The organism is Paenibacillus sp. 2TAB26, assembly GCF_052115145.1.
Classification (GTDB): domain Bacteria; phylum Bacillota; class Bacilli; order Paenibacillales; family Paenibacillaceae; genus Pristimantibacillus.
In genome coordinates this window covers 374,889-400,175 of the sequence record NZ_JBFRGC010000009.1, presented here as the reverse complement: position 1 = coordinate 400,175, position 25,287 = coordinate 374,889, and the positions used below count along the sequence as shown (strand labels likewise).

The 25,287-nt window shown below is 45.9% G+C and carries 24 protein-coding genes; 19 read left to right on the top strand and 5 right to left on the bottom strand.

Going from position 1 to position 25,287, the window contains the following annotated elements:
• Window positions 1–94: 94 nt before the first annotated feature.
• The 4 genes from AB4Z50_RS13100 (at window position 95) to AB4Z50_RS13085 (ending at window position 5,416) form a co-directional block, all read left to right on the top strand.
• The gene (locus AB4Z50_RS13100; protein WP_441879410.1) at window positions 95–1,075 is read left to right on the top strand and encodes an ABC transporter permease; all 981 of its coding nucleotides are present in this window, start codon (window positions 95–97) and stop codon (window positions 1,073–1,075) included.
• Window positions 1,076–1,125: 50 nt separating this feature from the next.
• Window positions 1,126–2,064 carry a carbohydrate ABC transporter permease gene (locus AB4Z50_RS13095; RefSeq protein WP_076270979.1) on the top strand — a complete coding sequence of 313 codons (939 nt, stop codon included), beginning with the start codon at window positions 1,126–1,128 and terminating at the stop codon, window positions 2,062–2,064.
• Window positions 2,065–2,150: 86 nt separating this feature from the next.
• Complete coding sequence (locus AB4Z50_RS13090; RefSeq protein WP_441879408.1) at window positions 2,151–3,698, top strand: ABC transporter substrate-binding protein; 1,548 nt, start codon at window positions 2,151–2,153, stop codon at window positions 3,696–3,698.
• Window positions 3,699–3,832: 134 nt separating this feature from the next.
• Entirely contained in the window at window positions 3,833–5,416 is a 1,584-nt protein-coding gene (locus tag AB4Z50_RS13085; RefSeq protein WP_441879405.1) for an ABC transporter substrate-binding protein, read from the top strand.
• A gap of 76 nt (window positions 5,417–5,492) precedes the next feature.
• On the opposite strand, the gene AB4Z50_RS13080 is transcribed toward AB4Z50_RS13085, so the two are convergent.
• Window positions 5,493–6,041 (bottom strand): C40 family peptidase, encoded by a 549-nt coding sequence (locus AB4Z50_RS13080; RefSeq protein ID WP_076270982.1) that lies wholly within the window; start codon window positions 6,039–6,041, stop codon window positions 5,493–5,495.
• Window positions 6,042–6,303: 262 nt separating this feature from the next.
• Between AB4Z50_RS13080 and AB4Z50_RS13075 the strand changes: the two genes are divergently transcribed.
• From AB4Z50_RS13075 to AB4Z50_RS13050, 6 genes are all read left to right on the top strand, one after another.
• On the top strand, window positions 6,304–6,600 hold the full coding sequence (locus AB4Z50_RS13075; RefSeq protein ID WP_076271055.1) for a LiaF transmembrane domain-containing protein: 297 nt from the start codon (window positions 6,304–6,306) through the stop codon (window positions 6,598–6,600).
• 75 nt (window positions 6,601–6,675) lie between these two features.
• The gene (locus tag AB4Z50_RS13070; RefSeq protein ID WP_441879403.1) at window positions 6,676–7,362 is read left to right on the top strand and encodes a PspA/IM30 family protein; all 687 of its coding nucleotides are present in this window, start codon (window positions 6,676–6,678) and stop codon (window positions 7,360–7,362) included.
• The gene (locus AB4Z50_RS13065; RefSeq protein ID WP_441879401.1) at window positions 7,350–7,829 is read left to right on the top strand and encodes a PspC domain-containing protein; all 480 of its coding nucleotides are present in this window, start codon (window positions 7,350–7,352) and stop codon (window positions 7,827–7,829) included. Before AB4Z50_RS13070 ends, AB4Z50_RS13065 begins: the two co-directional genes overlap by 13 nt.
• A gap of 1 nt (window position 7,830) precedes the next feature.
• Window positions 7,831–8,538, top strand: a complete 708-nt coding sequence (locus AB4Z50_RS13060; RefSeq protein WP_076270985.1) for a PspA/IM30 family protein — start codon at window positions 7,831–7,833, stop codon at window positions 8,536–8,538.
• Window positions 8,539–8,639: 101 nt separating this feature from the next.
• On the top strand, window positions 8,640–9,626 hold the full coding sequence (locus tag AB4Z50_RS13055) for a sensor histidine kinase (protein ID WP_441879399.1): 987 nt from the start codon (window positions 8,640–8,642) through the stop codon (window positions 9,624–9,626).
• An 80-nt stretch (window positions 9,627–9,706) separates the two neighbouring features.
• Window positions 9,707–10,357, top strand: a complete 651-nt coding sequence (locus AB4Z50_RS13050; RefSeq protein WP_076271056.1) for a response regulator transcription factor — start codon at window positions 9,707–9,709, stop codon at window positions 10,355–10,357.
• A gap of 8 nt (window positions 10,358–10,365) precedes the next feature.
• Here AB4Z50_RS13050 and mobB read toward each other — a convergent pair whose 3' ends face one another.
• Window positions 10,366–10,866: a molybdopterin-guanine dinucleotide biosynthesis protein B gene (gene mobB / locus AB4Z50_RS13045; RefSeq protein ID WP_441879397.1), complete on the bottom strand. Its 501-nt coding sequence runs from the start codon at window positions 10,864–10,866 to the stop codon at window positions 10,366–10,368.
• Window positions 10,867–10,927: 61 nt separating this feature from the next.
• Between mobB and AB4Z50_RS13040 the strand changes: the two genes are divergently transcribed.
• Window positions 10,928–12,451, top strand: a complete 1,524-nt coding sequence (locus AB4Z50_RS13040; protein WP_441879395.1) for a molybdopterin molybdotransferase MoeA — start codon at window positions 10,928–10,930, stop codon at window positions 12,449–12,451.
• 135 nt (window positions 12,452–12,586) lie between these two features.
• On the opposite strand, the gene AB4Z50_RS13035 is transcribed toward AB4Z50_RS13040, so the two are convergent.
• Complete coding sequence (locus AB4Z50_RS13035) at window positions 12,587–13,363, bottom strand: hypothetical protein (RefSeq protein ID WP_441879393.1); 777 nt, start codon at window positions 13,361–13,363, stop codon at window positions 12,587–12,589.
• A 139-nt stretch (window positions 13,364–13,502) separates the two neighbouring features.
• A complete protein-coding gene (locus tag AB4Z50_RS13030; protein WP_441879391.1) occupies window positions 13,503–13,871 on the bottom strand; it encodes a hypothetical protein in 369 nt (122 codons plus the stop codon).
• Window positions 13,872–14,052: 181 nt separating this feature from the next.
• On the opposite strand from AB4Z50_RS13030, the gene AB4Z50_RS13025 reads away from it, so the two are divergent.
• From AB4Z50_RS13025 to AB4Z50_RS12990, 8 genes are all read left to right on the top strand, one after another.
• The gene (locus AB4Z50_RS13025; protein WP_441879389.1) at window positions 14,053–14,892 is read left to right on the top strand and encodes a YwmB family TATA-box binding protein; all 840 of its coding nucleotides are present in this window, start codon (window positions 14,053–14,055) and stop codon (window positions 14,890–14,892) included.
• Window positions 14,893–15,032: 140 nt separating this feature from the next.
• The gene (gene zwf / locus AB4Z50_RS13020; protein WP_441879387.1) at window positions 15,033–16,589 is read left to right on the top strand and encodes a glucose-6-phosphate dehydrogenase; all 1,557 of its coding nucleotides are present in this window, start codon (window positions 15,033–15,035) and stop codon (window positions 16,587–16,589) included.
• Between the two features lie 39 nt (window positions 16,590–16,628).
• Window positions 16,629–18,215 (top strand): peptide chain release factor 3, encoded by a 1,587-nt coding sequence (locus AB4Z50_RS13015; protein WP_441879385.1) that lies wholly within the window; start codon window positions 16,629–16,631, stop codon window positions 18,213–18,215.
• A 159-nt stretch (window positions 18,216–18,374) separates the two neighbouring features.
• Entirely contained in the window at window positions 18,375–19,442 is a 1,068-nt protein-coding gene (locus AB4Z50_RS13010; RefSeq protein ID WP_441879383.1) for an undecaprenyldiphospho-muramoylpentapeptide beta-N-acetylglucosaminyltransferase, read from the top strand.
• Window positions 19,443–19,636: 194 nt separating this feature from the next.
• Window positions 19,637–20,671, top strand: a complete 1,035-nt coding sequence (locus AB4Z50_RS13005) for a LacI family DNA-binding transcriptional regulator (RefSeq protein ID WP_441879381.1) — start codon at window positions 19,637–19,639, stop codon at window positions 20,669–20,671.
• 104 nt (window positions 20,672–20,775) lie between these two features.
• Window positions 20,776–21,939: a Gfo/Idh/MocA family protein gene (locus tag AB4Z50_RS13000; RefSeq protein WP_441879379.1), complete on the top strand. Its 1,164-nt coding sequence runs from the start codon at window positions 20,776–20,778 to the stop codon at window positions 21,937–21,939.
• A gap of 60 nt (window positions 21,940–21,999) precedes the next feature.
• A complete protein-coding gene (locus AB4Z50_RS12995; RefSeq protein WP_441879377.1) occupies window positions 22,000–22,722 on the top strand; it encodes a ThuA domain-containing protein in 723 nt (240 codons plus the stop codon).
• 47 nt (window positions 22,723–22,769) lie between these two features.
• Window positions 22,770–23,870 (top strand): Gfo/Idh/MocA family protein, encoded by a 1,101-nt coding sequence (locus AB4Z50_RS12990; protein WP_179089922.1) that lies wholly within the window; start codon window positions 22,770–22,772, stop codon window positions 23,868–23,870.
• A gap of 509 nt (window positions 23,871–24,379) precedes the next feature.
• Here the strand turns inward: AB4Z50_RS12990 and AB4Z50_RS12985 are convergent.
• Window positions 24,380–25,246 carry a glycine betaine ABC transporter substrate-binding protein gene (locus AB4Z50_RS12985; RefSeq protein ID WP_305953912.1) on the bottom strand — a complete coding sequence of 289 codons (867 nt, stop codon included), beginning with the start codon at window positions 25,244–25,246 and terminating at the stop codon, window positions 24,380–24,382.
• Between the last annotated feature and the right edge of the window lie 41 nt (window positions 25,247–25,287).

Below are 25,287 nucleotides of genomic sequence, written 5' to 3'. Positions count from 1 at the left end.
TATGGTCACGGCGCCGACAGATGTCGGCGTCTTTTTTTTATACAATTATACCTAGATGAAACACAAGAGTTTTAGAAAGAGGAGGGGGAAGGCGTTGGCGAAACATACGTCGGAAGCGATAACAGCAGCTGCCTATATTCCGAAGAGTTCAATGAAAAAAATGTCTCAACTCCGTATTTTTCGCAAGTATTGGATGTTCTACCTAATGATGCTGCCAGCCATCGTATTGCTGCTGCTGAACAATTACATTCCGATGTTCGGAATCATAATTGCTTTCAAAAACATTAATTACGCGGATGGAATATTTGGAAGCGCCTGGAGCGGGTTAAGAAATTTTGAGTATTTGTTCAAAACGTCAGACGCTTGGATCATTACAAGGAATACGCTGCTGTACAACTCAGGTTTTATCGTATTGAACTTGGTATTCCCGCTCTCCTTTGCGATCATGCTTAATGAAATCAGAAGCCGGTTTCTCGCTAAGCTTCATCAAACGATTATGTTCCTGCCCTACTTTTTATCGATGGTCGTCATTAGTTATTTGGTCTATGGCTTCTTGAGCGATCAGCATGGGTATTTGAACACTTCGCTGCTGCCGGCGCTTGGACTTGAACAGGTTCAATGGTATTTCACGCAGGAGGTATGGCCTTACATTTTGCCAATCGTTAACACCTGGAAAAGCATGGGGTACTTTACCGTCATTTATATGGCAGCCATCATTGGCATAGATGATGAGTATTACGAAGCCGCAACCATAGACGGAGCAAGCAAGTGGAAGCAAATGACGAGTATTACGATCCCGCTCATCATGCCGATCATTACGATTATGACGCTGCTGCAGATCGGAAAAATATTTAACGCGGATTTCGGTTTGTTTTTCCAAGTGCCAAGAGAATCGGGTGTGTTGTTCCCGGTAACGAATGTTATCGACACCTATGTTTATCGCACATTCCTAACGGTTGGTGATATTGGCTTATCCTCAGCGGCAGGATTGCTGCAATCCGTAATCGGCTTCGCATTAGTATTTTTCTCGAATTGGGTGGTCCGCCGAATTAATAAAGATAATGCGTTATTTTAGAGTCGTGCAATCGAAGTATATTTACGAAAATTTTGTTTGGAGGTGATCCTATGGAAGCAGCTGAGATTGAGAAAATACCTTCCGGATCTAATATCAAAAACCAATTATCACTTCCGGCTTCTCTAGGCATCAATATATTTTTTATAGTGTATTCGTTGCTTTGTATCGTACCGCTCATTTTAATTATTATGGTTTCGATCTCCGATGAAAGTACAGTTGTCAGGGAAGGGTATCAATTTATTCCATCAAAGTTTGATTTGGCAGCGTACCAGTTCCTATTTAAGGATGCGACCCAAATTTTTCGATCCTATGGTATCTCTATCTTTGTAACGATTGTCGGAACTTCACTTAGCTTAATGATCATGGCGCTGTACGCTTATCCAATATCCAGATCAGACTTTCCTCATGCCAAGTTTTTTACCTTCTTCGTATTTTTTACGATGCTTTTCTCAGGGGGCTTAGTTCCTTGGTATCTCGTATATGTTCAAATGCTCGATTTGAAGGATACGATAATGGCTCTTATTGTACCGCTTTTAGTTGCTGCGTTTTTTGTTCTAATCATTCGAACGTTTTTCCAAACGACCATTCCTGTTGCCATTCTGGAGTCTGCAAAAATTGATGGAGCGGGAGAACTCACGATCTTTTTCAAAATTGTTTTGCCGTTATCGCTTCCGGTACTTGCCACAGTAGCACTCTTCCAGACGTTAACGTATTGGAATGATTGGTTTCTCAGCCTTGTGTTTATAACGAAGGAATCGAACATAACTGTTCAATACCTCATGTATAAGACGATGCTGAACATTCAGTTTTTAGCTAATAACAGTACGGCGGCGGCGGCTATTATTGCGGCTGGAGGCACCTTTAAGTTTCCGAGCGAGACGGTTCGTATGGCAATGGTTGTTGTTGGAATCGGTCCTATCATTTTTGCATACCCATTCTTTCAAAAATATTTTGTAAAAGGGCTGACTGTCGGCGCTGTAAAAGGTTGAATTCATGGCTATCAGCAATCATACGGCTGTAATCGGCAACGCCGATTTAGCATATAATCCAAATTTTTGAGGGAGGTCCACCCGCTATGAAGCAAGTTAAACAAAAAACATCGATGCTTCTTCTCATGCTGATGTCCATCGTACTGATTGTATCCGCATGTTCAGGAAACAACGGGAAAAACAACGCAGAGCCAACAAAAGCGCCAGCTGCCGAAACGGATAAACCAGTCACTAAGGATGAAGAGTCGCCAGCATCAGATTTGAAGCCATATCAGATTTCTCTCGTATATCCTGGCACACCGCAAACGGATGAGAAAAAAGTAGAAGAAGCACTCAACAAGCTGCTTACTGAAAAAATCAACGCAACGATTGATCTCAGGCCAATTGATTGGGGTGCATGGGATGATAAAATCAATTTGATGGTTGCTTCGAGGGAAGAAGTGGACATTGTGTTCACGGCGCAGTGGAATGGTCATGCTAAATATGTTGCCAAAGGCGCATTTCTGGATCTAGGTGAGCTGATTGATAAATACGGTCAAGGCATTAAAGATTCATTAGACCCTGCGTTTCTGGAGGGGGCAAAAATTAGCGGCAAAAACTACGGTGTTCCAACGAACAAGGAACTCGCGGCTGCTGGCGGAATCGTCTACCGCAAAGATGTTACCGATGAGCTCGGCATTGATATGAGCAATGTGAAAACACCAGAAGATCTTGATGCTGTATATGCCGTCGTTAAGGAGAAAAAGCCGGAATTAATTCCGCTGTATACAACGGCAGGCGCTTTCAACTCGCACTTCTTCGCCAATTACGACTTCTTGGGCGATTCAACGATTCCTGGCGCCATTCTTAAAGATAAAGACGATACTAAAGTGATGCCTATGGAGCAGCTTGATCGCTACAAGCAATATTTAAATCTGACTCGTGACTATTTCAAGAAAGGCTACATTAATGCAGATGCTGCGACTACACAAGTTGCTTCAGCAGACGCTTGGAAGGCAGGCAATGTATTCTCTACGATTGAGCCAATGAAACCAGGCAAGGACGCAGAGATTGCAAGCGCTTCTAACCTGACTGGGAAGCTTGCTCAAATCATGATGACAGAAAAAACAGTCGCCACATCTGAAACTGCTGGTTCGATGCTAGGTATCTCTTCCACTTCTAAGGACCCAGACCGTGCGATGATGTTGATTAATTTGCTTCATACTGACAAGGAAATCAATAACTTGCTTAACTTCGGTATTGAAGGCGACCATTATACACGCAGTGGAGAAATCATAACAGCTACAGGAAATACAGCTAACTATAACCCAGGCTCGGCTTGGATGTTCGGCAGTCAGTTCTTGAACTATGTTTGGAATACAGAGGACCCAGATAAGTGGGCCAAATTTAAAGAGTTCAACCAAAATGCGAAGGTTTCTCCAGGCCTTGGTTTCGTATTCGACAGCGAGCCAGTGAAATCGGAAGTTGGAGCATTGGCAAACGTAATCCGTCAATATCAAAGAGCGCTTGAAACAGGCTCGGTCGACGTCGATAAAACGTTAGCTGAATATGATAAGAAATTGAAGGAAGCAGGCGTTGATAAAGTGGTTGCGGAGAAACAAAAGCAATTTGATGCGTTCCTAGCCAGCAAGTAAACAACCTGTTGTTACGATCAATGAAACCCGCGCCTTCTAAAGGCGCGGGTTTTTCTTGCTTGCAATTTTTTGTGTATTCCTTACAATTAAGCTAACAAATGCAATTCATCCATGCAGTAGGGGGCTATGCGGGTATGACTCGATCGATGTACCATTTGATGCGTGCAAGGATGCTCCTGCTGACCTGCTTCTTTCTAGTCATAGCTTGTTCAAATGAATCAGGCACAGAACCGGCATGGAGCAACAGTGAAGCCAAGAGCCAACTTGAAATCAATAATGAAAGCGTTTCATTGGATACGGGAGAAATGGATGAAGCTGATAACTCTGACATTCATCAATTAAAAGCGTACACGCTTAAGTTTGTATATACAGGTGCACCGCAGAAAGATGAAGAAGAAATAGAAGCGGCCATGAATGACTACTTATTAACGAAAATAAATGCAAAAATAGACCTCATTCCAATTGACTGGGGACCGTGGGACGATAAAGTCAATCTGATGATCGCATCACGTGAAAAGATTGATATTTTATTTACAGCGCAATGGAATAAACACGCGATTAATGTGTCAAAAGGTGCTTTTTTAGTCGTTGATGAGCTTCTAGATCAGTATGGTCAAGGCATTTTGCAATCGCTTGACCCTGTATTTCTGGCAGGCGCCAAGATTGAGGGACATAATTATGCCGTTCCAACAAACAAGGAGCTTGCTGCGCAGGGAGGCATTATCTATCGCGCGGATATAGCTGAAGAGCTTGGAATAGATATGACTAAAGTGAAAAGTATAGAAGACTTAGATGAAGTTTATCAGATTGTCCGAGAGAAAAAGCCGGAGATCACACCCCTTTATCTGAAGATGGGGGAATCATTTAATACACATTACATTGGGAATTTTGATGCATTAGGAGATACATCGATTCCTGGGGTCATTTTGAAGGATGGAGAAAGCACTAAGGTTTTGCCTGCCTATGAAGTGGGACGTTATATAGATACACTGCACGTAACACGCAAGTTTTTTCAAAAAGGGTACATTAATAAAGATGCGGCTACGAATCAGACGATGAACAGCGAGGCGCTGAGATCCGGCGATGTTTTTTCAATAACTGGCGCATTGAAGCCCGGCAAAAGTGAAGAGCTGGCGATTCAGACGGGTATGATTGGAAAGCTTGCACAGCTGCCGTTAAATGTGAAGACGATAGCAACGTCAGAGACCGCGGGGGCCATGCTGGCTATCTCTTCGACCTCACAAGATCCAGCGCGAGCGATGATGTTTATTAATCTGCTGCATACGGATGTTTATTTAAACAATTTATTGAACTACGGAATTGAAGGCAGGCATTATATAAAGGTTAGTGAGAATGTGATTAGGCCTACGGAGTATACGCAAAATTATAATCCAGGAACCACTTGGATGTTCGGCAATCAGTTTTTAAATTATGTATGGGAAAGTGAAGACCCAATGAAGTGGAATAGCTTCAAACAATTTAACCAAGAGGCAAAAGTTTCACCAGGTCTTGGCTTCGTATTTAATGGAGATACGGTAAGGGCTGAAGTAGCTGCGGTCGGCAATGTGGATAGGCAGTACCAAACTGCGCTTGAAACAGGATCTGTAGATGTGGATAAAATACTGCCCGAGTATATCGAGAGGCTGAAAGCGGCTGGTATCGAGAAAATAATAGCGGAGAAGCAAAAGCAATTCGATCAATTTCTTACAAGCAAATAAGCCTTCAAAGCTTATAAATTGTGCCGGCCATGCGCTTTCGTTGCTGGACCGGCACTTTTTAATGATAAGAAAACGGCTAGAGAGCGCTTCCGCCAAAAACAAAACGGTACTCCCAATGCGTATTGTCGATGTTGTCGATTCGTACACCGCCGCTTTCCTTAGAATAAGTATCCAGCATTTTTCCGTTGCCTAAATAAACGCCTACATGAGTAATCGTTTGTTTTGACTTCGTTAAACGCGAATAACCTGCCGTACTGCTGCCGTGATAGGACATAAAGAACATGAGGTCACCGCGCTTTAGGTTTTTCCAGTCTGTTTGAATCGCTGAATTTTTCTTAATATAAGCTGCTTGCAGAGCAGAGGTAGAAGGAAGCGTTACGCCCGCTGCTTTTTCAAATATGTGTTTGGTGAAATCTGAACAATCAAATGTTTTCGTTGTGCTTCGATCAGAGCCGAACTCATAGGGTGTCCCTAAGTATTTCATTCCTGTTGCAATTATTTTCTCCACCGATGATGATGCTGCATAGACATGTCCATTTGTTTGGAAAGGAATGGTCCCAGTATTTAATAATACGGTAGTCAAAAAGCCAGCTACAATGAGTTTCTTAATGGAATAGTTTTTCATTGGCAGCGTATACACCTCCTGTGTGATAATAACGTAACACAGGGATATTAGTAGTTTAAGCTGTAAAATATGGGTATTAACCCGCATTTGACCCTAGAGGCGGGCTGCCCACTCGACCTAAGTCTAGTGAGAAAACCGCCGAAAGTCCGTTTTATAAAAGGAGAAATTGATCTAAACTAAGTACATAAGCAAGAGCAACACACGTAAGGCAAGAAAAGAAAAATGAATAAATTCTAATAGTCGAAAGGAGTTGGAAATGGAGATGAATGGAAAAAGCGCTTTGGGCGTGTTGCTTGTCATCGTCGGCAGTATCGCGGTACTTAATTTTGTCGGAGTTCATTTCGGTGCAATATTCGGATTTTTGCTACCGTTCATACTAATCGGATTGGGGGTTGTCGGTTGGTCGAACAATAAGAAATGGATTGGCGGAATACTTATTGCAATCGGCGGCATGATGATTTTCGGTAAACTCGGCGGTATCATCTTACTGCTTCTAGCAATCGGCTTAATCGTTGCTGGTGTGAGCCTCTTTAAGAAAGACAAACGCAGAGCATTCTAGTTGCTGCGAATCATTATAAAATGTAAAGATAGATGAAGCTGGTTTTGCACCGCAAAACGTTAAGGAGGACATTGAATGAGCATTATGAAGCGAGTTCGCGACATTACTGTCGCTACATTAAATGAACGGCTTGAGAAATCAGAGGATCCAGTACGGTTGATTGATCAATTCCTCTGGTCGACAAGAGAAGATATTATCCAAGCTGAGAAGTTGTATCAGCAGTATGCAGGACATAGCAATCACCTGAAAGCACAATGGCTGCAAGCTGAAGAGCAAAAGGAACGCCGTGAGAATCAAGCGTTGACAGCTCTGAAGGCTGGCGAGGAGCAAATGGCAAGAATCGCATTGCATGAGAAAGCTAGCTGCGAAGAGCGTTCAATTCAATACCGTGAGCTGTTCGAGCAAAGCCGTCAAAACACGCTTGATCTTGAAGAACAGCTGCGCGAGATGCGCAGCGAATACCAATCGGTATATGACAAGCGTGAATATTATGCAGCTCGTATGGAATCACTAAGGCTTCAACAACGAATGAACGCTCGATATACGAGCGGCTTCGGTGATCAAGGCATTCAATCGGGTTCTGTGTTTAGAAAGCTGGAGGATCGTATAAGCGGCATGGAGCATGAAGCAAAGAGTCTTCGCGACATTCGCAAAATGGGTCAAGAATTCGTATCCGAAGCGGGCAATACATTGCAAACGGTTATTGAACGAGAGCTTGAGCAGCTGAAACGTAAGCTTGAGAAAGAGGGATGGTCGTCTTGAAAAAACTGTATCGATCTTCTCGAGACAAAAAATTATTCGGTCTTTGCGGTGGATTAGCAGAAATGTTGAATGTGGATGCGACGCTGCTGCGGATTCTACTTATAGTCGTTACGATCTTCACAAGCGGAGCTGTTATTCTGATCTATATTATTGCAGGCTTGGTTGTTCCTAAAGAACCGCCAGTCTACTCCGGCTTTGGTCCAAACGGCTTTGGTAACGGAAACGGAAACGGTTATGGCGGAGGTTATAACCCTGGATTCGATCAACATACAAATTCGCCTTTCGGCGGTCCTTACAAAAACCCGCCGCAAGCGCCAGGCTCTTGGAGTGCACCGGCACCTTCATCCCAGCCTACAACATCGTCACAGTTCGATAGCATGATGGATGATTTGGAGAAAAAAGCACTACGTCGTGAAATTGAAGAATTGAAAGCCAAAATTGCTAAATACGAGAAGGGGGATTTTTAATATGGGAATTTTCAAACGCATGAAAGACATGACTAAGGCATCGGTAAATGAGGCATTGGACAAAATTGAAGATCCGATTATTATGTTGAATCAATACTTGCGTGACATGGAATCTGAAATTCATCAAGCTGAAGTAACAGTAGCTAAACAAATGGCGAATGAGCGCCGGATGAAGCAGCGCTTGGAAGAAACAGTACGCAGCGCGGCAGATCGTGAATCAAAAGCAGAAGCGGCTCTAAGAGCTGGACAAGAAGAACATACGCGCAAGCTGCTTGAAGAGAAGCTTTATTTTGACCAAAAGGTAACAGAATATACTGATTTGCACGCACAATCGAAGACTCAGGCTGAGGAATTGATGCAACAGCTGCACGCAATGAAAGAAGAGTTCTACCAGCTTCGCAACAAGCGCAATGAGCTTGCTTCCCGTGCACAAGTAGCAAAAGCTCAAAAGCAAATGGCGCAATTGACTACAAACAACACGATTGATAGCGGTTCGGCATCACGCGGCTTCTACCGGATGGAAGAGAAAATTATGCAGCTAGAGGCTGAAGCAGATGTATTGCGCACGCCTTACTCCTATAACAGCTCTTCGAACAGCTTTAATGCAGCAGATGCTGAGAAAAAAAATAAAGTGGATGAGCAGCTGCAAGCACTCAAAAACAAGCTAAACCCAACAACTTCATTAACAAAGGCTCCGACTGAAGAATAAGACTATAGGCTATGAAGGAAGCGGACCGTTTTGCGGTCTGCTCTTTCATATGTTTTTTGCTTCATCGTGGTTAAAATAGCGAAGAGAAGGAAGTGAGCCGTATGGAGCAAGGCAATAAGAGCGACCATTCGAATCATGCGGCCCGCAAGCGTCTGGTAACGGAAACGATATTGTGGCTGCTGATCATTGTCAGCTTGGTTGTTATCATATTGCAAGGAATCGGTTATGTTGATCTCTTCACGCTTCAAGGGAAATGGGCAATTATCGGACTAGCTTTCGTTGGCGCAGGTTTAGCGGCTGCTACATTAAACGGTTATTTGCAAAACTCCAAGCTAAAGGAATCGCTGAAGCGGCTGACCGAGCAGCAAAAAAAACGTCGATTTACAGTTACGCTAAGCAATGGGGAGACGACGGAAAACGAAATTTCAGAACAAGAGCAGGTTGATCCTAACTGGGCGAAGAAGGTCAAGTTCACCGCAGTAATCGAAGAGCGCCAGCGGCTTGCGCGCGAGCTGCATGATGCAGTAAGCCAGCAGTTATTCGCCATATCGATGACAGCGACTGCTGTTAGTCGAACGATTGAGCGAGATTGGGAGCGAGCCAAACGTCAGGTACAGCTTATTGAGGAAATGGCTGCCGTTGCTCAATCAGAAATGCGTGCGTTGCTGCTACATCTTCGGCCCGTCCACTTGGACGGAAAAAATCTGGGGCAGGCGCTTACTGTTCTAGTGGATGAGCTGAAGCAGAAAGTACCGATGAAGATTACACTTGAGGTTGATGATACGATCCTGCTTCCTCCTAATGCTGAGGATCATTTATTCCGCATCGCTCAGGAGGCATTATCGAATACACTCAGGCATTCGAAAGCGGAAAGCATGGATATCAAATTGCTTCAATTCGGCAACCAAGTACACATGAGTCTGAAGGACAGCGGCGTTGGATTCGATCTTGAGGCGAAGAAGCAAACGTCCTATGGCTTACTGACTATGGAAGAGCGGGTAATTGAAATTGGCGGTTCCTTGCAGATGATTTCGAAACCTGGCGAGGGAACTGTCATTGAAATTTGGGTACCCACTGATGTTTCATAAGAGAATGTAATATAATTAGAGATAATGATGAGCTTTACGAAAAAATGAGGGCGGTGTAAGGTGTGGAAGCAACCCAGCAATTGAGTCGGCCTATAAAGGTTCTGCTTGTAGATGATCATGAAATGGTGCGCATCGGACTTGCAGCGGTGCTTGATACCGAGGATGGAATTGAGGTTGTCGGTGAAGCGAGCAACGGCATGGACGGCATTCGATTAGCACAGGCATACAGACCGGACGTTGTACTTATGGATTTAGTTATGGATGGCATGGATGGTGTCGAGACGACAGCAAAACTGCTCGAGTTGTACCCGGAATGTAAGGTAATTGTATTGACGAGCTATTTGGATGATAGCAAGCTCTACCCTGTTATTGAAGCAGGCGCATTCAGTTATTTGCTGAAGACCTCGCGAGCGACCGAGATCGCGGATGCGATAAGGGCCGCTGCTCGCGGACAATCGGTACTGGAGTCGCAGGTAGCAGCTAAAATGATGAATCGCTTCCGGCAGCCAAAGCAGCAGGAGCAAGCTCCGCTGCATGATGAGCTGACTGAGCGCGAGATGGATGTATTGAAGCGGGTTGCACAGGGACGCTCCAATCAAGAAATTGCCGACGAGCTGTTTATAGGTGTGAAAACAGTGAAGTTTCATATTACGAATATTTTTAATAAGCTTGATGTGGATGATCGCACACAAGCAGCCATTTATGCACATAGACAAGGAATTGCCGAATAAGTGTAGAGCTATGGCTTAGCGGATATCGATAATACTTTTTGGTATAGCTGCTCGATATCATCTACATCGATTACTGGGATGGACGGGTGAACTATTGTTCCAGAGCTGGCATTACCCCAAGCCGCGGCTGCAAGAGGGTTTGAAACACTGTGGAACAGCTCGGAATCTACCGCTGTTCGGATCATAATGATTTTTGGGTATGAGGCATCTTTGAAACCTTCGATAAGAATAACGTCGGCCTCGGTCATTTGTGAAATTAACAGCTGAAGCGGTTCAGCATGCTGTTTCATAATTGCTGTACGCTTTGAGGATGTGATAGCTGTTATATCAGCCCCTGCTTCTTGATGCCTCCATGTATCCGTTCCTGGTGTATCGATCTGAAAATCATGCGCGTCGCGTTTGATTGTCCCAACTTTATATCCTGCTTGTTTGAAGCGTTCTGTTAGCCGGCAAACCAATGTGGTTTTGCCGGTATTTTTGTATCCAACGATTTGAACGATTAATGGCATGGGCTTCTCCTTCATGGCGCTTGATGACCGTAATTGCCAATAGTTTAACATACATTGTAAAATGGATGCTGAACAAGCTGCCGAAGGTTACGTAAGGCGGCGAGATGAGCGGAGGTTGAATATGACTGAGAGTGGCGAGGCGAGCGGAAGTATGGATATGGTTGATCGTGGTGAGGTGAGCGGGAGTAGAGATATGGCTAATCGCGGTGAGGCGAGTGAGGGCATGGATAAGGCTGATCGCGGTGAGACGAATGAGGGCATCGATAAGGCTGATCGCGGTGAGGCGAGTGGGAGGAAACAGATGAGCCGGTTCAAACGGCAGGCTGTGAAGGTGGAAGAAGCGCAGCAGCGGCTGCTTGCTGCTGCGGATGGGCTAGCCCTCGGCAGCGAGCTTGTGCCGCTGCGGGCTAGCGGCGGCCGATGGCTTGCGCAGACGATAGCTGCGACAAGCGACTGGCCGCCCTTCGCGCGCTCGGGCCTCGACGGCTACGCCGTGCGCGCGGCAGATATCGCGTCAGCGTCGCCAGGTACGCCGGCGACGCTGCGCGTGGTTGATTCGGTTGCAGCGGGCGAGCTCGCCTTTGCGACCGTGCAGAAGGGCACTGCCGTGCGCATCATGACTGGCGCGGCTGTGCCTATGGGGGCTGACGCGGTCGTCATGCTTGAGCAGACCGCGGAAGCGATGCTGGCCGATGGCTCGCCGGCGGTGCTGATTAAGCACGCCGCCGCGGCAGGCCAGCACATTGCGCCCCAAGGCGAGGAGTTTCGCCTTGGGGGCGCGTTGGCATGTCCCGGGACGCTTGTGCGACCGGGACATATTGCGCTGCTAGCCACCTTCGGCTATGCCGAGGTGGCGGTTGGCAAGCGCCCGCGCGTAGCGATATTTGCGACCGGCAGCGAATTGCTGGCGGTCGAGGCTCCGCTGGCGGCGGGGCAGATCCGCGACAGCAACAGCTATATGGTCGCTGCTATGGTGGAGCAGAGCGGCGGAGTAGCGGTTATGTGCGGATCATTGGAAGACAAGCCTGATGCCGTTGAGGCTGCTTTGGCGAGTGTATGGGATGATGTTGATTTGATTGTCACAACAGGCGGTGTATCTGTAGGGGACTTTGATGTCATGTCAGACATCATTAGGTCGATAAAGAACAATAGTGTATCTGGTAGCGAAGATGCAAACCGAGTGCTCTTCGACAAAGTTGCGATGAGACCGGGCAGTCCAACGTCAGCAGCAATGCTTAACGGCAAGCTGCTGCTCGCCTTGTCAGGCAATCCCGGTGCTTGTTTTGTCGGATTTGAATTATTCGTTCGTCCGGTGCTGCTGCGATTGCAGGGAGCAAGTGAAGCATTGCCTCGTAAAGTAAAAGCAAAACTGCGGACAGCTGTGAATAAGCCAAGTCCCCATGATCGTTTTGTGCGCACAACACTCATCAGCACGGAAGATGGAAGCTTGGATGCTGACCCGCTAGCCTATTCCAAATCGAGTATGATGGCTTCCATTCCGGATGCAGAAGGATTAGCAATCATTCCGTCAGGCTCGAGAGGAGCAGAAGCGGGTGATATCATTGAGGTCGTTCTTATCCCTTAACATGGAATTTAGTGAAAATAAAGGTTTTTATTATATAAAACGGGAGGATATAGTCGGTACGGAGCCGAATATATCACTTACATAGAGTGACAAGAAGCAGCTTTGCGAACGTGGCATGCCCTTTCGGATTTAACTTTAAAGGAACCGATTCAAGACTAATCCAACATATGGAATTGGCGAGTAGGTTTGCATAGAACTGTAGTAAGCAGCGTAAGGAAGAGTTGATGTTAGAGGTGACTGGAGCAGATCAACGGCCTTATGCTGCTCGGCATAGGTAAGTGCATATTTTATGCCAGTAAGCATACCTTCTGATCCAAGCATTAGCCTCTGCATACGGCTGGAAGAGTACGACAGCTTTTGTTTTTGCTCCATATGGATGGAAGTTGGCAGCAAACTCTTGCTGATTTCGTTCTGAACAGAAATAAGGCTAGCTGTTCGATCTCTATTTTCTGATGAAATGCTATATGTAGAATCCGCAATCCACTTGCCGTCTGTTGTACTGCGTCGCAGTCCGATCTCCTCCGCTGCGGGATGCCTCAAAGCCAGCTCAATACTTTCCCACAGCTCTGGTTTCAAATCATCAGCATGTGCTCTGTAATGATCCTCCAACTGATTGAGCATTGCAGTAAGGCGATGCAAACTGCCTGCAATTGGCTTGTCCGTGTACAATTCGTTACTTAATTGCTTGTTTATCTGCTCGATGTCGTACTGAGCTTGTTTAGCCTTATTAAGCCAAGAAGCAGCACTGTTAGCAGCTTGCTGGAAATCGCGCGTTAAGCTCTTGTTATATTCTGGGGCTTGCTGAGCTTCGCCATCCCGATAAGGATAATAAGCATAAGGGCTAATGGCTTGTACGGTGGAGTATGCATAGGATCGTTCAATGCCTCGAATGGAACGTATCGATGTGCTCATTAGAAAACTCCTTTCTCACTCCATTGGTATATGTTGTGTCAGCGTACTATACGGTGATTAAAAAGACTGGCGAAAGCTGTCAGCAGCATCAATAAAATAAATAAGCGGCGCATCTCCGCTGAGCTCGCCGCTTTGCCATTTACAGCAATAGAAACAAGAATGCGATTGAAGCCAAATCAAGAGCGAGCGCGTCGCCCCATGGATAATAAGGCCGTTCTCCATAATAGTAAGGATCATAAGGGTAAGCTTGCGTTTGAACTTGCGTTGAAGCGGATTTATGAGCCATCTCTTTTTTACCTTTACCGCCTTTTTTGTTTTTTGAAACTTGCGGCTTTGCATTTGAGGTCGCGGCTTCCGTTTCGCCGGAGCCTGCGTTTAAATGCAATCTGCCGCTTTCGCAGGAGCTAAGTATGCCAAAGTGGCGCATGCCGTCATTCATAATCACACATACTGGATACCCGCAAAAACGACTGACGACTTCTTCGTGCAATGGATAAATGCGTTCCATTTGCTGATGACACCTCCAAAGTGTAATGGGAATAAAGCGCTTGAGCGTGTTGTTTTGGCATTTTGCTATGAGAGGCTAGACTCAAAGCATTTATTCCAGCATTCCTGCAACCAGTGTATTCACCTACAGGCAAACGTGTATGGATGTTTACCCATTTGGAAGAGGACAGGAGTGAATAATAATGTATATTCCGAAAAACACACCTCCCGCTCGCCACCGTATGTCAGCAAAGCAGCGAGCCAAACAAACGAAGGTTGGAATCATGCTAGCGATGCTCGTGATTTTGATATGTGCAGCATGGGCGATGTGGCAGGCCGACAGGGAACCGAAGGAAGCAACTTCAGCGGAACAGCTTCTTCAGCATGATTTGGGAGAGCTGTGGTTATGGAGCGACGACCAAATGAAAAGCAGCTCTGAGGGAGCGCAGTGGTCGATTCGATGGAATGTAACGGGCAAGGAAGGAGCCATGGAGGAGCTTACTCAGCAAATGTTTTCACAGGAACCGGGAAAAGCTAGCAGCATACTGGTGCAGAACCAGAATGAGGGCAAAACAGTCACTGGCGTTATCCCGTCATACGGCGGACAAGTTTCAATTAGTCTCACGCAGATCGACAGCAATGGCGAACAGCTTATGGTTATATTGGAAACTAAGCCAACAGAAATGACCAAAAAAAATAAGCTGCTGCAAGTGACAGCAGAAGTTTCCGCACAGATCGCACGTATTTCCCCTGCGTTTACGACGAGTATGAAAGTACAAGGTTATACGAAAAATAGTCAAGCCATTGAGCGTTTGGTTAGGCTGACAGATGCCAAAGTAGTGGATCATTATGAAGATAAAGGCACGACAAGCGACATGTTTTATACCCGAAAGCTGCATTCAGCCATCACCGTTGAAAATGGGAAAACAGCCAATCTTCAAATCGCTTTGCATAAAGAGACAAATTCAGATCAAACGGCATTGACGATCGGTGTGCCTGTCATTACGGGTGAATACAGTGCCAATGCGACGGCAAGCCCATAGATGGGTATACTTTGATTAGAATTAGTAACGGATCTTATCAGTATTTTTTATGACATGTTGAATAGCGAATTAAAGTTGAATATGCTAAACTACATATCATGTAAAGTTGTATAAAAATACATAGGGAAAGAATGAGGCAAATGACATATAATAATAATCTTGAATCCGTCTCTGCAGAAGGTGCTGTATATTACCTCTTCGGAGCAACGGGCGATTTGGCTCGGCGCAAGCTGTTTCCAGCCCTTTTCAGTTTATATAAAGAAGGCAAGCTCACGGAAAACTTTGCCGTCGTTGGTCTAGCAAGACGTCCTCGTACGAATGAACAATTTCGTGCTGACCTTTATGAATCTATTGTAGAGTTTTGTCGTTACAAAGCGGACGATGCTGAACTTTGGAATCGTTTTGCAGAACATTTCGTATATATGTCACTCGATATTAACGATGTAGAAGGCTTCCGCGAGCTTAGCAAATTGTCTGAGCAGCTTGACGTGAAGTTCAACATTCCCGGCAACCGTCTTTTTTACTTGGCCCTTGCGCCTTCACTTTTCGGTCCGGTATCATTCAATTTGCGCGACGGCGGATTGCTTGAATCAAACGGTTGGCATCGCGTCGTAATCGAGAAGCCATTTGGCTACGATCTTCCATCGGCTCAGAAGCTGAATGAACAGATTAACCAAGTGTTTAAGGAAGAAGAAATATACCGTATCGATCACTATCTAGGCAAGGAAATGGTTCAAAACATTCAAGTTATTCGTTTTGCTAATGCTTTTTTTGAGCCTTTGTGGAATAATAACCATATTGCCAATGTTCAAATTACATTATCCGAAACGGTTGGCGTTGAGGATCGCGGAGGCTATTACGACAAATCGGGAGCTTTGCGCGACATGGGTCAGAACCATATGCTGCAAATGCTTACGATGATTGCTATGGAGCCGCCAAGCCGCTTGCACGGAGAAGATATTCGTGATGAGAAGGTAAAGGTGCTTCGTTCACTGCGTAATTATACGTCCAGTGATGAGGTTCGCTCGCACGTCGTACGCGGTCAATACAGCGAAGGCAGCCATCATGGCAAAGAGCTTACGGGCTACCGCCAAGAGGATTCTGTTGGCGAGGACTCCACGACTGAAACTTATTTTGCTGCCAAAGTATTAGTGGACAACTTCCGCTGGGCTGGCGTGCCTTTCTATATTAGAACGGGCAAACGTCTACCTGTAAAAACAACGGAGGTCGTCATCGAGTTCAAATCGATGCCGCAAAATGTTCTATTTGCGCAGCGTCATGATTTGGCGCCGAATTTGCTCGTTATTCGCGTAAACCCGCTTGAGGGCATATATATTAAAGTAAACGCAAAGACACCTGGTCAAAACAATTCGGTACAGCCAGTCGCCATGGAGTTCTGCCAAAGCTGCCAAATCGGCTTAAATACGCCTGAAGCGTACGAACGCCTCATTCATGATGCGGCACGCGGCGACTCCACTTACTTCACTCGCTGGGATGAAGTTTCCCAAGCATGGGCGTTTGTGGATCGAATTGCACAAGCATGGCGTGAAGATAAAAGCGATTTGAAGCTGTATCCAGCGGGATCATGGGGTCCAGAAGCTGCGGATGAAATGCTAAAAGAAGATGGTTTCCATTGGTGGCCGGTTAACGGACAAGAGGAAGATAACGTCATTTGGGTTTCGAACAGCGGGAAATAATCGCTGCCGCATACCTTACGTAATGAAGGGAAGACAAGCATGAGCCAATCGTTAAGTGAAGAAATTAAACAGGAAGTAGATAAGCGCCGCACATTCGCGATTATCTCTCACCCGGATGCAGGAAAAACGACCCTCACTGAGAAGCTCCTCCTATTCGGAGGAGCCATTCGGCTTGCAGGGTCAGTTAAGGCGCGCAAAGCGAGCCGTCATGCAACATCCGACTGGATGGAAATTGAGAAACAACGTGGTATCTCGGTAACGTCCAGCGTAATGCAGTTCGATTATTTGGGACATCGCGTTAACATTCTTGATACGCCTGGTCACCAAGATTTCAGTGAGGACACATATCGTACGCTTACCGCAGCCGACAGCGCCGTCATGCTTATTGACGTTGCCAAAGGTGTCGAGGCACAAACGATCAAGCTGTTCCAGGTTTGCCGCAAACGCGGCATTCCGATTTTCACTTTTATTAACAAGCTGGACCGTGAAGGGCAAAGTCCATTTGAATTAATGGAGGAGCTTGAGCGTGTCTTAGGCATTCGCGCTGTTCCAATGAACTGGCCAATCGGCATGGGACGTGAGCTTTGCGGTGTTTATGACCGAATGAAAACACAGGTCGAGCTTTTCCAAGGAAATGACCACTCGACAATCGAGGTTCGTCCCGTTAGCGATTATAATGATCCTGTCATTCGTGAGATGGCTGGAGATTATTTAACAGATCAGCTTATTGGTGATCTTGAGCTGCTGGATGTCGCTGGTGATCAATTTGATTTCGAGAAAGTGCAAGCGGGTGAACTGACGCCTCTTTTCTTCGGAAGCGCAGTTAATAACTTTGGCGTGCAAACTTTTCTAGAAAACTTCCTTCAGCTGGCTCCTAAGCCGACGTCGCGCAACAGCACGACAGGTCAGATTGAACCAACGAATGAGAAATTCACGGGATATGTTTTCAAAATTCAAGCGAATATGAACCCGGCCCATCGTGACCGAATTGCTTTCCTTCGGATTTGCTCCGGCAAATTCGAGCGCGGAATGAGCGTTCGTCATGTGCGTAATGGCAAGGACATTAAGCTTGCGCAGCCTCAGCAGTTTCTAGCGCAAGACCGTGATATCGTGGATACGGCGTATCCGGGCGATATTATCGGTTTGTTTGATCCAGGCATTTTCCGAATCGGCGATTCATTATCACAAGGCGGCGAAGTTGTGTTCGATGAGCTTCCAACGTTCTCGCCTGAAATTTTTGCTAAAGTAACCGTTAAAAATGCGTTGAAGCACAAGCAGTACCAAAAAGGCATTGATCAGCTCACGGAGGAAGGCACGATTCAAGTGTTCCACTCCACAGGCAACTTCGACGAGACGATTCTCGGCGTTGTTGGTCATTTGCAATTTGAGGTATTTGAGCATCGAATGAAAGCGGAGTACGGCGTAGATATTCAATTGCACCGGATGCAGTTCCAATTTGCCCGCTGGATCGTTGATGATAATATTGACCCTAGCAAATTCCGAATCAATACGACGCTCGTAAAGGACAAGAAGGGCAACTTTGTCGTCTTGTTCGAGAACGAATATGCGATGCGTACGGCAGTAGACAAGAATCCAACGTCTAAGTTTCTGGAAACTGCGCCTTAAGGGTAGGGATATAGGCACGTTTAAAGCATCCTCGGCCAATCGCGCAGCAGCGCTTGCGGCTGGGGATGCTTTTTATATCCATCTCCTTGAATTTCAGTGCTAAAACGAATCTTTACCCGTATAATAAATGGATAAAAAACGATAGGTGGCTAGTCATTCATGAAAACAATCATGTTCACCGGGGGAGGCTCAGCCGGACACGTTACCGTTAATATGGCCTTGATCCCGCATTTTTTGGAAGAGGGCTGGTCAGTCCAATATATCGGATCGGAGAGCGGTATTGAAAGGCAGCTTATCGCAACGATTCCAGAGGTTAAGTATTTTCCGATATCGACGGGAAAGCTGAGAAGGTACATGGATATTCAGAACATTAAGGACCCGTTCAAGGTAGTAAAAGGTCTTTATCAAGCTTATCGCCTCATTAAGCAAAATAAACCGAATGTCATCTTCTCCAAAGGCGGATTTGTATCCGTACCTGTCGTTATTGGCGCATGGCTAAACAAGGTGCCGCTGCTTATTCATGAATCCGATCTGACGCCAGGTCTCGCGAATCGGTTATCGATCCCTTTTGCTACAGGGGTATGTACGACTTTTCCTGAGACGGGCAGCATGCTGAAGGCTGATAAAAGCAGGCATGTAGGAGCAGTTATACGTGAGGAAGTGAAGCAGGGCAACGCGGATAGAGGCAGAACCTTTTGCGGATTTACCAAAAACAAACCTGTCATCTTGATTATGGGTGGAAGCTTGGGTGCACGCAAAATTAATCAGGCGGTCAGACAGTCATTAACAAGCCTTACCAAAAGCTTTCAAATCGTTCATCTCTGCGGTAAAAATCAAGTTGACCCGTCGCTTGCTATGCCTGGCTATAAGCAATTCGAATTTGTGAATGAGCAATTGCCGGATGTATTGGCGATGACGGACCTTGTGATTTCACGAGCAGGCTCTAATTCCATATTTGAGTTTTTATCCTTAAAGAAGCCGATGCTGCTTATTCCTCTAACACGGGAACAGAGCCGAGGAGATCAAATTTTGAATGCCCAGTCGTTTGAGAAATCGGGTTATGCCGACGTATTGTATGAAGAGAAGCTGACGGCAAGCACTCTTGTTGAGAGTGTCGAGCGTTTGTACCAAAACCGTAAATCCTATATTGATAGGATGAACATGAGTGAGGAAGCAAATGCGCTGTCCGCTGTTTTTGAATGGATTAATGAAATAGCGAAGAAGTAGGTAACTGCAAGAGACAACGAGAAAAAACGATCTGGGACGCCGATGCAAGCGTTCTGGATCGTTTTTTTGTAATGAGGGCAACGATAGAAAAATATGCAAAAAGTTTATTGACGCTAAAACGTTTTCATGCAATAATGTACGCGTGTACATTAAAATGAAATGACAACTTAGCATATTAGTTTTTCAGGAGGAAAATGATTATTAGCAGGAAAGAAGTTGCGAAACTAGCTGGTGTTTCAGAGGCGACTGTTTCGAGAGTGATGAACAGCGTCGGCCCTATCAAAGAGGAAACGCGTGAACGTGTATTACAAGCCGCGGCTGAGCTTGGATACGTACCGAATGCGCTTGCTCAGCAATTTGCTCGAAGGAAGAGCGGGAATATTGGCGTCATATTGCCATTCGTGCCAAAGGTTCATTTGTTTTCCACTTACTATTTTTCGGAAATATTAAGTGGAATTGGTGAAACAGCGAAGCGCTGCGGCTATGACCTGCTTCTTATTTTTAGAGAACCGGATGGGGCGAGAGATTACGCTAAGCTATTTCGCACGCATAAGATTGATGCTTGTATCGTTTTAGGCTCACAAAATGTGCCTGAAGAAAGAGCCGCCCTTGCTGAGCTGAAGGCTGAAAACTTTCCTTTCTGCCTTGTGAATCAGCGGTTTGATGCGGAGCATTATCGTACTGTCGATGCTGATCATGTTTCAGGCAGCAAGGCAGCCGTATCGCATTTGTTGAGTCAGGGCAGCCGCAGTATTGCTTTTGTTAACGGCCCGCTGCAATATTCCAATAGTGCCGATAGGCAGGAAGGCTACAAAGCGGCTCTAATGGAAGCGGGACTTGCTTATGAGCCTAGTCTAATCTATCACGGTAATTACAGCCGAAAGAGCGGAGCGGAGCTCGCGGAGCAATTGGCGGAACAAATTAAAGAAGGCAATATCGATGCGGTATTTGCGGCTAATGATCGAATGGCAATCGGCCTGATGCAGCGCTTGCGGGAACTGGGAGTTGAAGCTGGCGAGCATTATGCGCTAGTTGGATATGATGACTCAGACGGCTCGCGCATCATTAGTCCAAGGCTTTCAACCGTTGCTGTTCCTTTCTATGAAATGGGTAAGCTTGCAGCTGCTAGATTGCTGGACCCGGATCAGAAAACGGAAACGTCAGATTCACAAACAGATGTTTTACCGGTCAGCCTGATCACAAGAGAAACGTCAAGACTCAAACGTTAAATCCTGAATACGAGTTTTTCTGCTCCATTCTATTTCAATTGCGGGACGCGATCTTATCGCTAGAGGCAGCATAAGGCGTTTACGCTTAAGAGAGGCGGATTATTATGGATAAAGTAAAAGTTGGCATGGTTGGTTATAAGTTTATGGGGAAGGCACATAGCAACGCATACCGCGCGCTTCCGATGTTTTTCCCGAATGCGATTAAACCGGAGATGACGGCCATTTGCGGACGTGATCCAGAAGGTGTTGAGCAAGCACGGTCACAATTCGGCTGGGAAAGTGCTGAAACGGATTGGAATGCGCTCGTTAACCGCGAGGATATCGACTTAATCGATATTAATGCACCAAGTGATGCACATAAGGCTATCGCTCTAGCAGCAGCGGCAGCTGGCAAACATATCTTTTGTGAGAAGCCGCTGGCGCTTACGCTTGAAGACTCCCGTGAAATGCTTGATGCTGCAGAAAAAGCAGGCGTGAAGCATATGGTAGGTTTTAACTATCGATTTGCACCTGCTGTACAGCTTGCCAAAAAATTGGTGTCAGATGGCAGGCTCGGTGAAATCTATCATTTCCGTGCTGTGTTTTTGCAAGATTGGATTATCGATCCGAGCTTCCCGCTCGTATGGCGTCTTCAGAAGGAAATTGCAGGCTCCGGCTCACATGGTGATTTAGGAGCACATTTGATAGATATGGCGCGTTTTCTCGTTGGAGAATTCAATGAGGTTATCGGCATGAGCGAAACTTTCGTTAAAGAGCGTCCGATTGCTTCAGCTATGACAGGCCTTAGCGCAAAGGGAAGCGAGGGTGGACCGCTCGGAGAAGTAACAGTGGATGATGCAACCATGTTTATGACACGCTTTGCTAACGGCGCGCTGGGCAGCTTTGAGGCGACTCGCTTCGCAGCTGGCCATCGCTGTACGAACGCTTTTGAAATTAACGGCAGTAAAGGAAGCATCAAGTTTGATTTTGAGCGGATGAATGAGCTTCAAGTTTATTTCACCGATGATGCCGAGGATGTTCAAGGCTTCCGCCGCGTACTTGCAACCGATCCATCGCATGCGTATATGGACGCTTGGTGGCCAGCTGGACATACCATTGGATACGAGCACACGTTTACACATGAAATGCATGAGCTGATGCAAGCTTTTGCTGAAGATCGTCAGCCCGTTCCGAACTTTGTAGATGGCGTGAAATGCCAAGAGGTTCTGGAGGCGGTAGATCGTTCGATTGCAGAACGCCGCTGGGTAGCAATTAGCGAATTATCGTAAGCCATATAGGGTTATTAGTTAGGAGATTACTTAGCGCTTGGAGAGAGGCAGGAGAAGGTAATGAAAAAAGCACTAATCGTATGGGGCGGCTGGGATGGACATCAGCCGAAAGAGGTAGCAGAAATTTTTCGTGAGGTGCTTGCAGCTGAGGACTTTGAGGTAGAGGTGTCCGACACATTGGAAGCATTTGCGGATGCAGAAAAACTGTTGGGACTTGATCTTATCGTACCCGTATGGACGATGGCACGGATCGAGCAGAAGCTTGTCGATAATGTATCTGCAGCTGTTCAAAGCGGCGTAGGCTTGGCAGGATGCCATGGCGGAATGTGCGATGCGTTCCGTGAAAATGTAGACTGGCAGTTTATGACCGGCGGACAATGGGTAGCTCACCCAGGCAATGACGGTGTTGAATACACGGTTAATATTAATTATTCATCTAGTCAGCTGACAGAAGGCATTGAAGATTTTGTTGTCAGCTCTGAGCAATATTATTTGCATGTGGATCCGGCAGTTGAAGTGCTGGCGACAACACGTTTTCCGCTGACACCGGGACCGCATTCCCTCAACAAGGCAGTCGATATGCCGGTTGTTTGGACGAAGCGCTGGGGTGTTGGACGCGTATATTACAACTCGCTTGGTCATCAAGCTAATATTATAGAGATTGATGCGGTGAAAGAGCTTATGAGACGCGGCTTCTTGTGGTGTGCGGAAGGTAAAGCAAATGCGCTGGCAGCAGGCAAAATAGCTTCTGCTTATAGCGGTATGGCAGATAATCAGTTGTAAATCGCAATCATAATAATCTTAGGATATGAGAAGAGGGACTAGACATTATGGAAAAGATCAAAGCAGGCATTATAGGAACAGGCAATATTAGCGGCATCTATTTTGAAAACGGCAACCGTTTTGATGCCTTGCAGGTTGTAGCTTGCGCAGATTTAGATGTGGAGAGAGCCAAAGCAAAAGGCGAGCAGTTTGGCGTTCGCGGTTGTTCGGTTGAGGAGCTGCTTGCTGATCCGGAAGTTCAAATGATAATCAATTTGACGATCCCACAAGCGCATGCTTCGGTGTGCTTGCAAGCTCTTGAAGCAGGCAAACATGTTTATGTTGAGAAGCCATTTGCAGTTACTCGTGAAGAGGCGCAGCAGGTACTTGAGCTTGCTGAGAAAAAAGGTCTTTATGTTGGAAGCGCGCCGGATACATTCCTTGGCGGCGGCATCCAAACGAGCATCAAGCTGCTTGAGGACGGCTGGATCGGTACGCCGATTGGCGCGACTGCATTCATGGTGTGCGGCGGGCATGAATCATGGCATCCGGCTCCTGAATTTTATTATCAAAAGGGCGGCGGCCCGATGTTTGATATGGGGCCATACTATTTAACCGCGCTTGTAGCGCTTCTTGGACCGATCACTCGTGTAACGGGTTCGGCACGTATCTCTTTCCCAGAGAGAACGATTACAAGCAAACCGAAATACGGCCAGCAGGTTGAAGTTGAAGTACCAACTCATATCGCTGGAGTGATGGACTTTGCATCTGGTCCAATCGGAACATTGCTCACAAGCTTTGATGTGAAAGGCGGCTCAACGCTTCCTCGAATCGAAATATACGGCAGCGCGGGCACACTTCTTGTCCCAGATCCAAATGGGTTTGGCGGACAAATTAAAATTTGGCGTGCGGGCTCAAACGAATGGTCAGATATTCCGCTTGCTTACGGATACACAGAGAACGCTCGTGGTGTCGGTGCAGCAGACATGGCCAAAGCGATTCAAACCGGTCGTAAGCATCGCGCTAATGGCGAGCTTGCTTATCATGTACTCGAAGCTATGCATGGCTTCCATGACGCGTCGGAACAAGGCGTACATTATGTTATGAAGAGCACTTGTGAGCGCCCAGCGCCATTGCCGCTTGGTTTGCAGCCATTCTGCTTGGATTAATAAAGGCTGAAGAGCATTAACGGCTAGGATGTAAAGTCATTAATAAATAACTTAAAAAAAGAGCTGTCTCAAAAGTAGATGTATCTACGATTGGAACAGCTCTTTTTTTTTTGATGAAACATAGTTCGGACGATGTCCTCACCTTAACAATCTTATAGCTAATGAACCCAGCAGGTCTTATTCAAACCATTCGTAATAGATTTAATTTGTAACGAACTCCAGAATCGCTATTTCAAGAAAAATAGCTCGGAACACCATGTAAATCATGATATAACGTTTATCAGGTTCGTTAAAATGAAAGAAGAGTCGTTTTCTGCATAATAAGAATGATACGGTTCGTTAGAGAAATGATTAAAGTATTATGCAATGTCGGCGAGACCAATAATTGAATCCGCCGGGAATAGCCTTTGGTGTGCTATTTTTTCATGCTCTCCAACATTTTGTCCAAAGTGAGCTATTGATCCATCGATCTGAATACTTTTGAGACAGCTTCATTCGAATGCTGGCTATTATTTTATCCAAGCGGCAACCTTGTCAGGATTTTGCTCAACCCAAGCTTTAGCAGCTGCTTCTGGCGTTTCGCCTTCTTGGATTTTGATCATAACGGAAGCCATATCATCTGGCGTCCAATTAAACTGATCGAGGAATGCATAAGCTTCAGGCAGATCATCCTTTAAGCCTTGACGGGCGATTGTATGAATTTGTTCATCTCCGCCATATACATTTTTAGGATCTGCCAAATATTTCAGCTCCATCTTGGCGAACATCCAGTGCGGTGTCCAGCCTGTCACAACAATCGGCTCTTTGTTAGCATAAGCCTTCTCAAGCTGCTGAGTCATCGCTGCGGAGGAACTCTCAAGCAGCTTCCATTTATCTCGCAGATTATATTGATCTAATACTTTTTCTGTCGACATCATAAGACCAGCACCCGGCTCAATACCGATAATCGTATGATCTACTTCAGCGCCAACGGCATCGTTAAGCTCGTCAATGCTGTTAACATCCATATATTTAGGAACGACTAGACCAATTTTTGTTCCTTCAAGATTTGGTCCTAGATCATCAAATTTACCGTTATATTTTTCGATGTACGATGCATGTGTTGTAGGAAGCCATGCAGCTACCATCGCATCTGCACTGCCGTCAGAAATACCAGCCCACATAGGCCCCGCGTCAACTTGCATCATATCAACTTTGTAATTAAGCTTCTGCTCAAGTACTTCCTTCACAACATATGTGCTTGCTATCTCAGAATCCCAAGCCACATAAGCAAGCGTTACTTTTTTCTTAGCGCCTTCATTGTTCGAAGAGCATCCAGCGACTAAAGCCATGGTCATAACAGCAGCAACAATTACACTCATTTTATTAAATTTCAAAAAATCACTCCTTAAAGTTTGCGCAGCAAACTAACATCGAA

Coding starts and splice junctions, on each gene's coding strand:
- AB4Z50_RS13095 (WP_076270979.1), top strand. CDS start 1,126: ATGGAAGCAGCTGAGATTGAGAAAATACCTTCCGGATCTAATATCAAA.
- AB4Z50_RS13040 (WP_441879395.1), top strand. CDS start 10,928: ATGGATGCTGAACAAGCTGCCGAAGGTTACGTAAGGCGGCGAGATGAG.
- AB4Z50_RS13085 (WP_441879405.1), top strand. CDS start 3,833: ATGACTCGATCGATGTACCATTTGATGCGTGCAAGGATGCTCCTGCTG.
- AB4Z50_RS13025 (WP_441879389.1), top strand. CDS start 14,053: ATGTATATTCCGAAAAACACACCTCCCGCTCGCCACCGTATGTCAGCA.
- AB4Z50_RS13070 (WP_441879403.1), top strand. CDS start 6,676: ATGAGCATTATGAAGCGAGTTCGCGACATTACTGTCGCTACATTAAAT.
- zwf (WP_441879387.1), top strand. CDS start 15,033: ATGACATATAATAATAATCTTGAATCCGTCTCTGCAGAAGGTGCTGTA.
- AB4Z50_RS13055 (WP_441879399.1), top strand. CDS start 8,640: ATGGAGCAAGGCAATAAGAGCGACCATTCGAATCATGCGGCCCGCAAG.
- AB4Z50_RS13000 (WP_441879379.1), top strand. CDS start 20,776: ATGGATAAAGTAAAAGTTGGCATGGTTGGTTATAAGTTTATGGGGAAG.
- AB4Z50_RS13060 (WP_076270985.1), top strand. CDS start 7,831: ATGGGAATTTTCAAACGCATGAAAGACATGACTAAGGCATCGGTAAAT.
- AB4Z50_RS13090 (WP_441879408.1), top strand. CDS start 2,151: ATGAAGCAAGTTAAACAAAAAACATCGATGCTTCTTCTCATGCTGATG.
- AB4Z50_RS12995 (WP_441879377.1), top strand. CDS start 22,000: ATGAAAAAAGCACTAATCGTATGGGGCGGCTGGGATGGACATCAGCCG.
- AB4Z50_RS13035 (WP_441879393.1), bottom strand. CDS start 13,363: ATGAGCACATCGATACGTTCCATTCGAGGCATTGAACGATCCTATGCA.
- AB4Z50_RS13010 (WP_441879383.1), top strand. CDS start 18,375: ATGAAAACAATCATGTTCACCGGGGGAGGCTCAGCCGGACACGTTACC.
- AB4Z50_RS13030 (WP_441879391.1), bottom strand. CDS start 13,871: ATGGAACGCATTTATCCATTGCACGAAGAAGTCGTCAGTCGTTTTTGC.
- AB4Z50_RS13015 (WP_441879385.1), top strand. CDS start 16,629: ATGAGCCAATCGTTAAGTGAAGAAATTAAACAGGAAGTAGATAAGCGC.
- AB4Z50_RS13005 (WP_441879381.1), top strand. CDS start 19,637: ATGATTATTAGCAGGAAAGAAGTTGCGAAACTAGCTGGTGTTTCAGAG.
- AB4Z50_RS12990 (WP_179089922.1), top strand. CDS start 22,770: ATGGAAAAGATCAAAGCAGGCATTATAGGAACAGGCAATATTAGCGGC.
- mobB (WP_441879397.1), bottom strand. CDS start 10,866: ATGCCATTAATCGTTCAAATCGTTGGATACAAAAATACCGGCAAAACC.
- AB4Z50_RS13065 (WP_441879401.1), top strand. CDS start 7,350: ATGGTCGTCTTGAAAAAACTGTATCGATCTTCTCGAGACAAAAAATTA.
- AB4Z50_RS13075 (WP_076271055.1), top strand. CDS start 6,304: ATGAATGGAAAAAGCGCTTTGGGCGTGTTGCTTGTCATCGTCGGCAGT.
- AB4Z50_RS13080 (WP_076270982.1), bottom strand. CDS start 6,041: ATGAAAAACTATTCCATTAAGAAACTCATTGTAGCTGGCTTTTTGACT.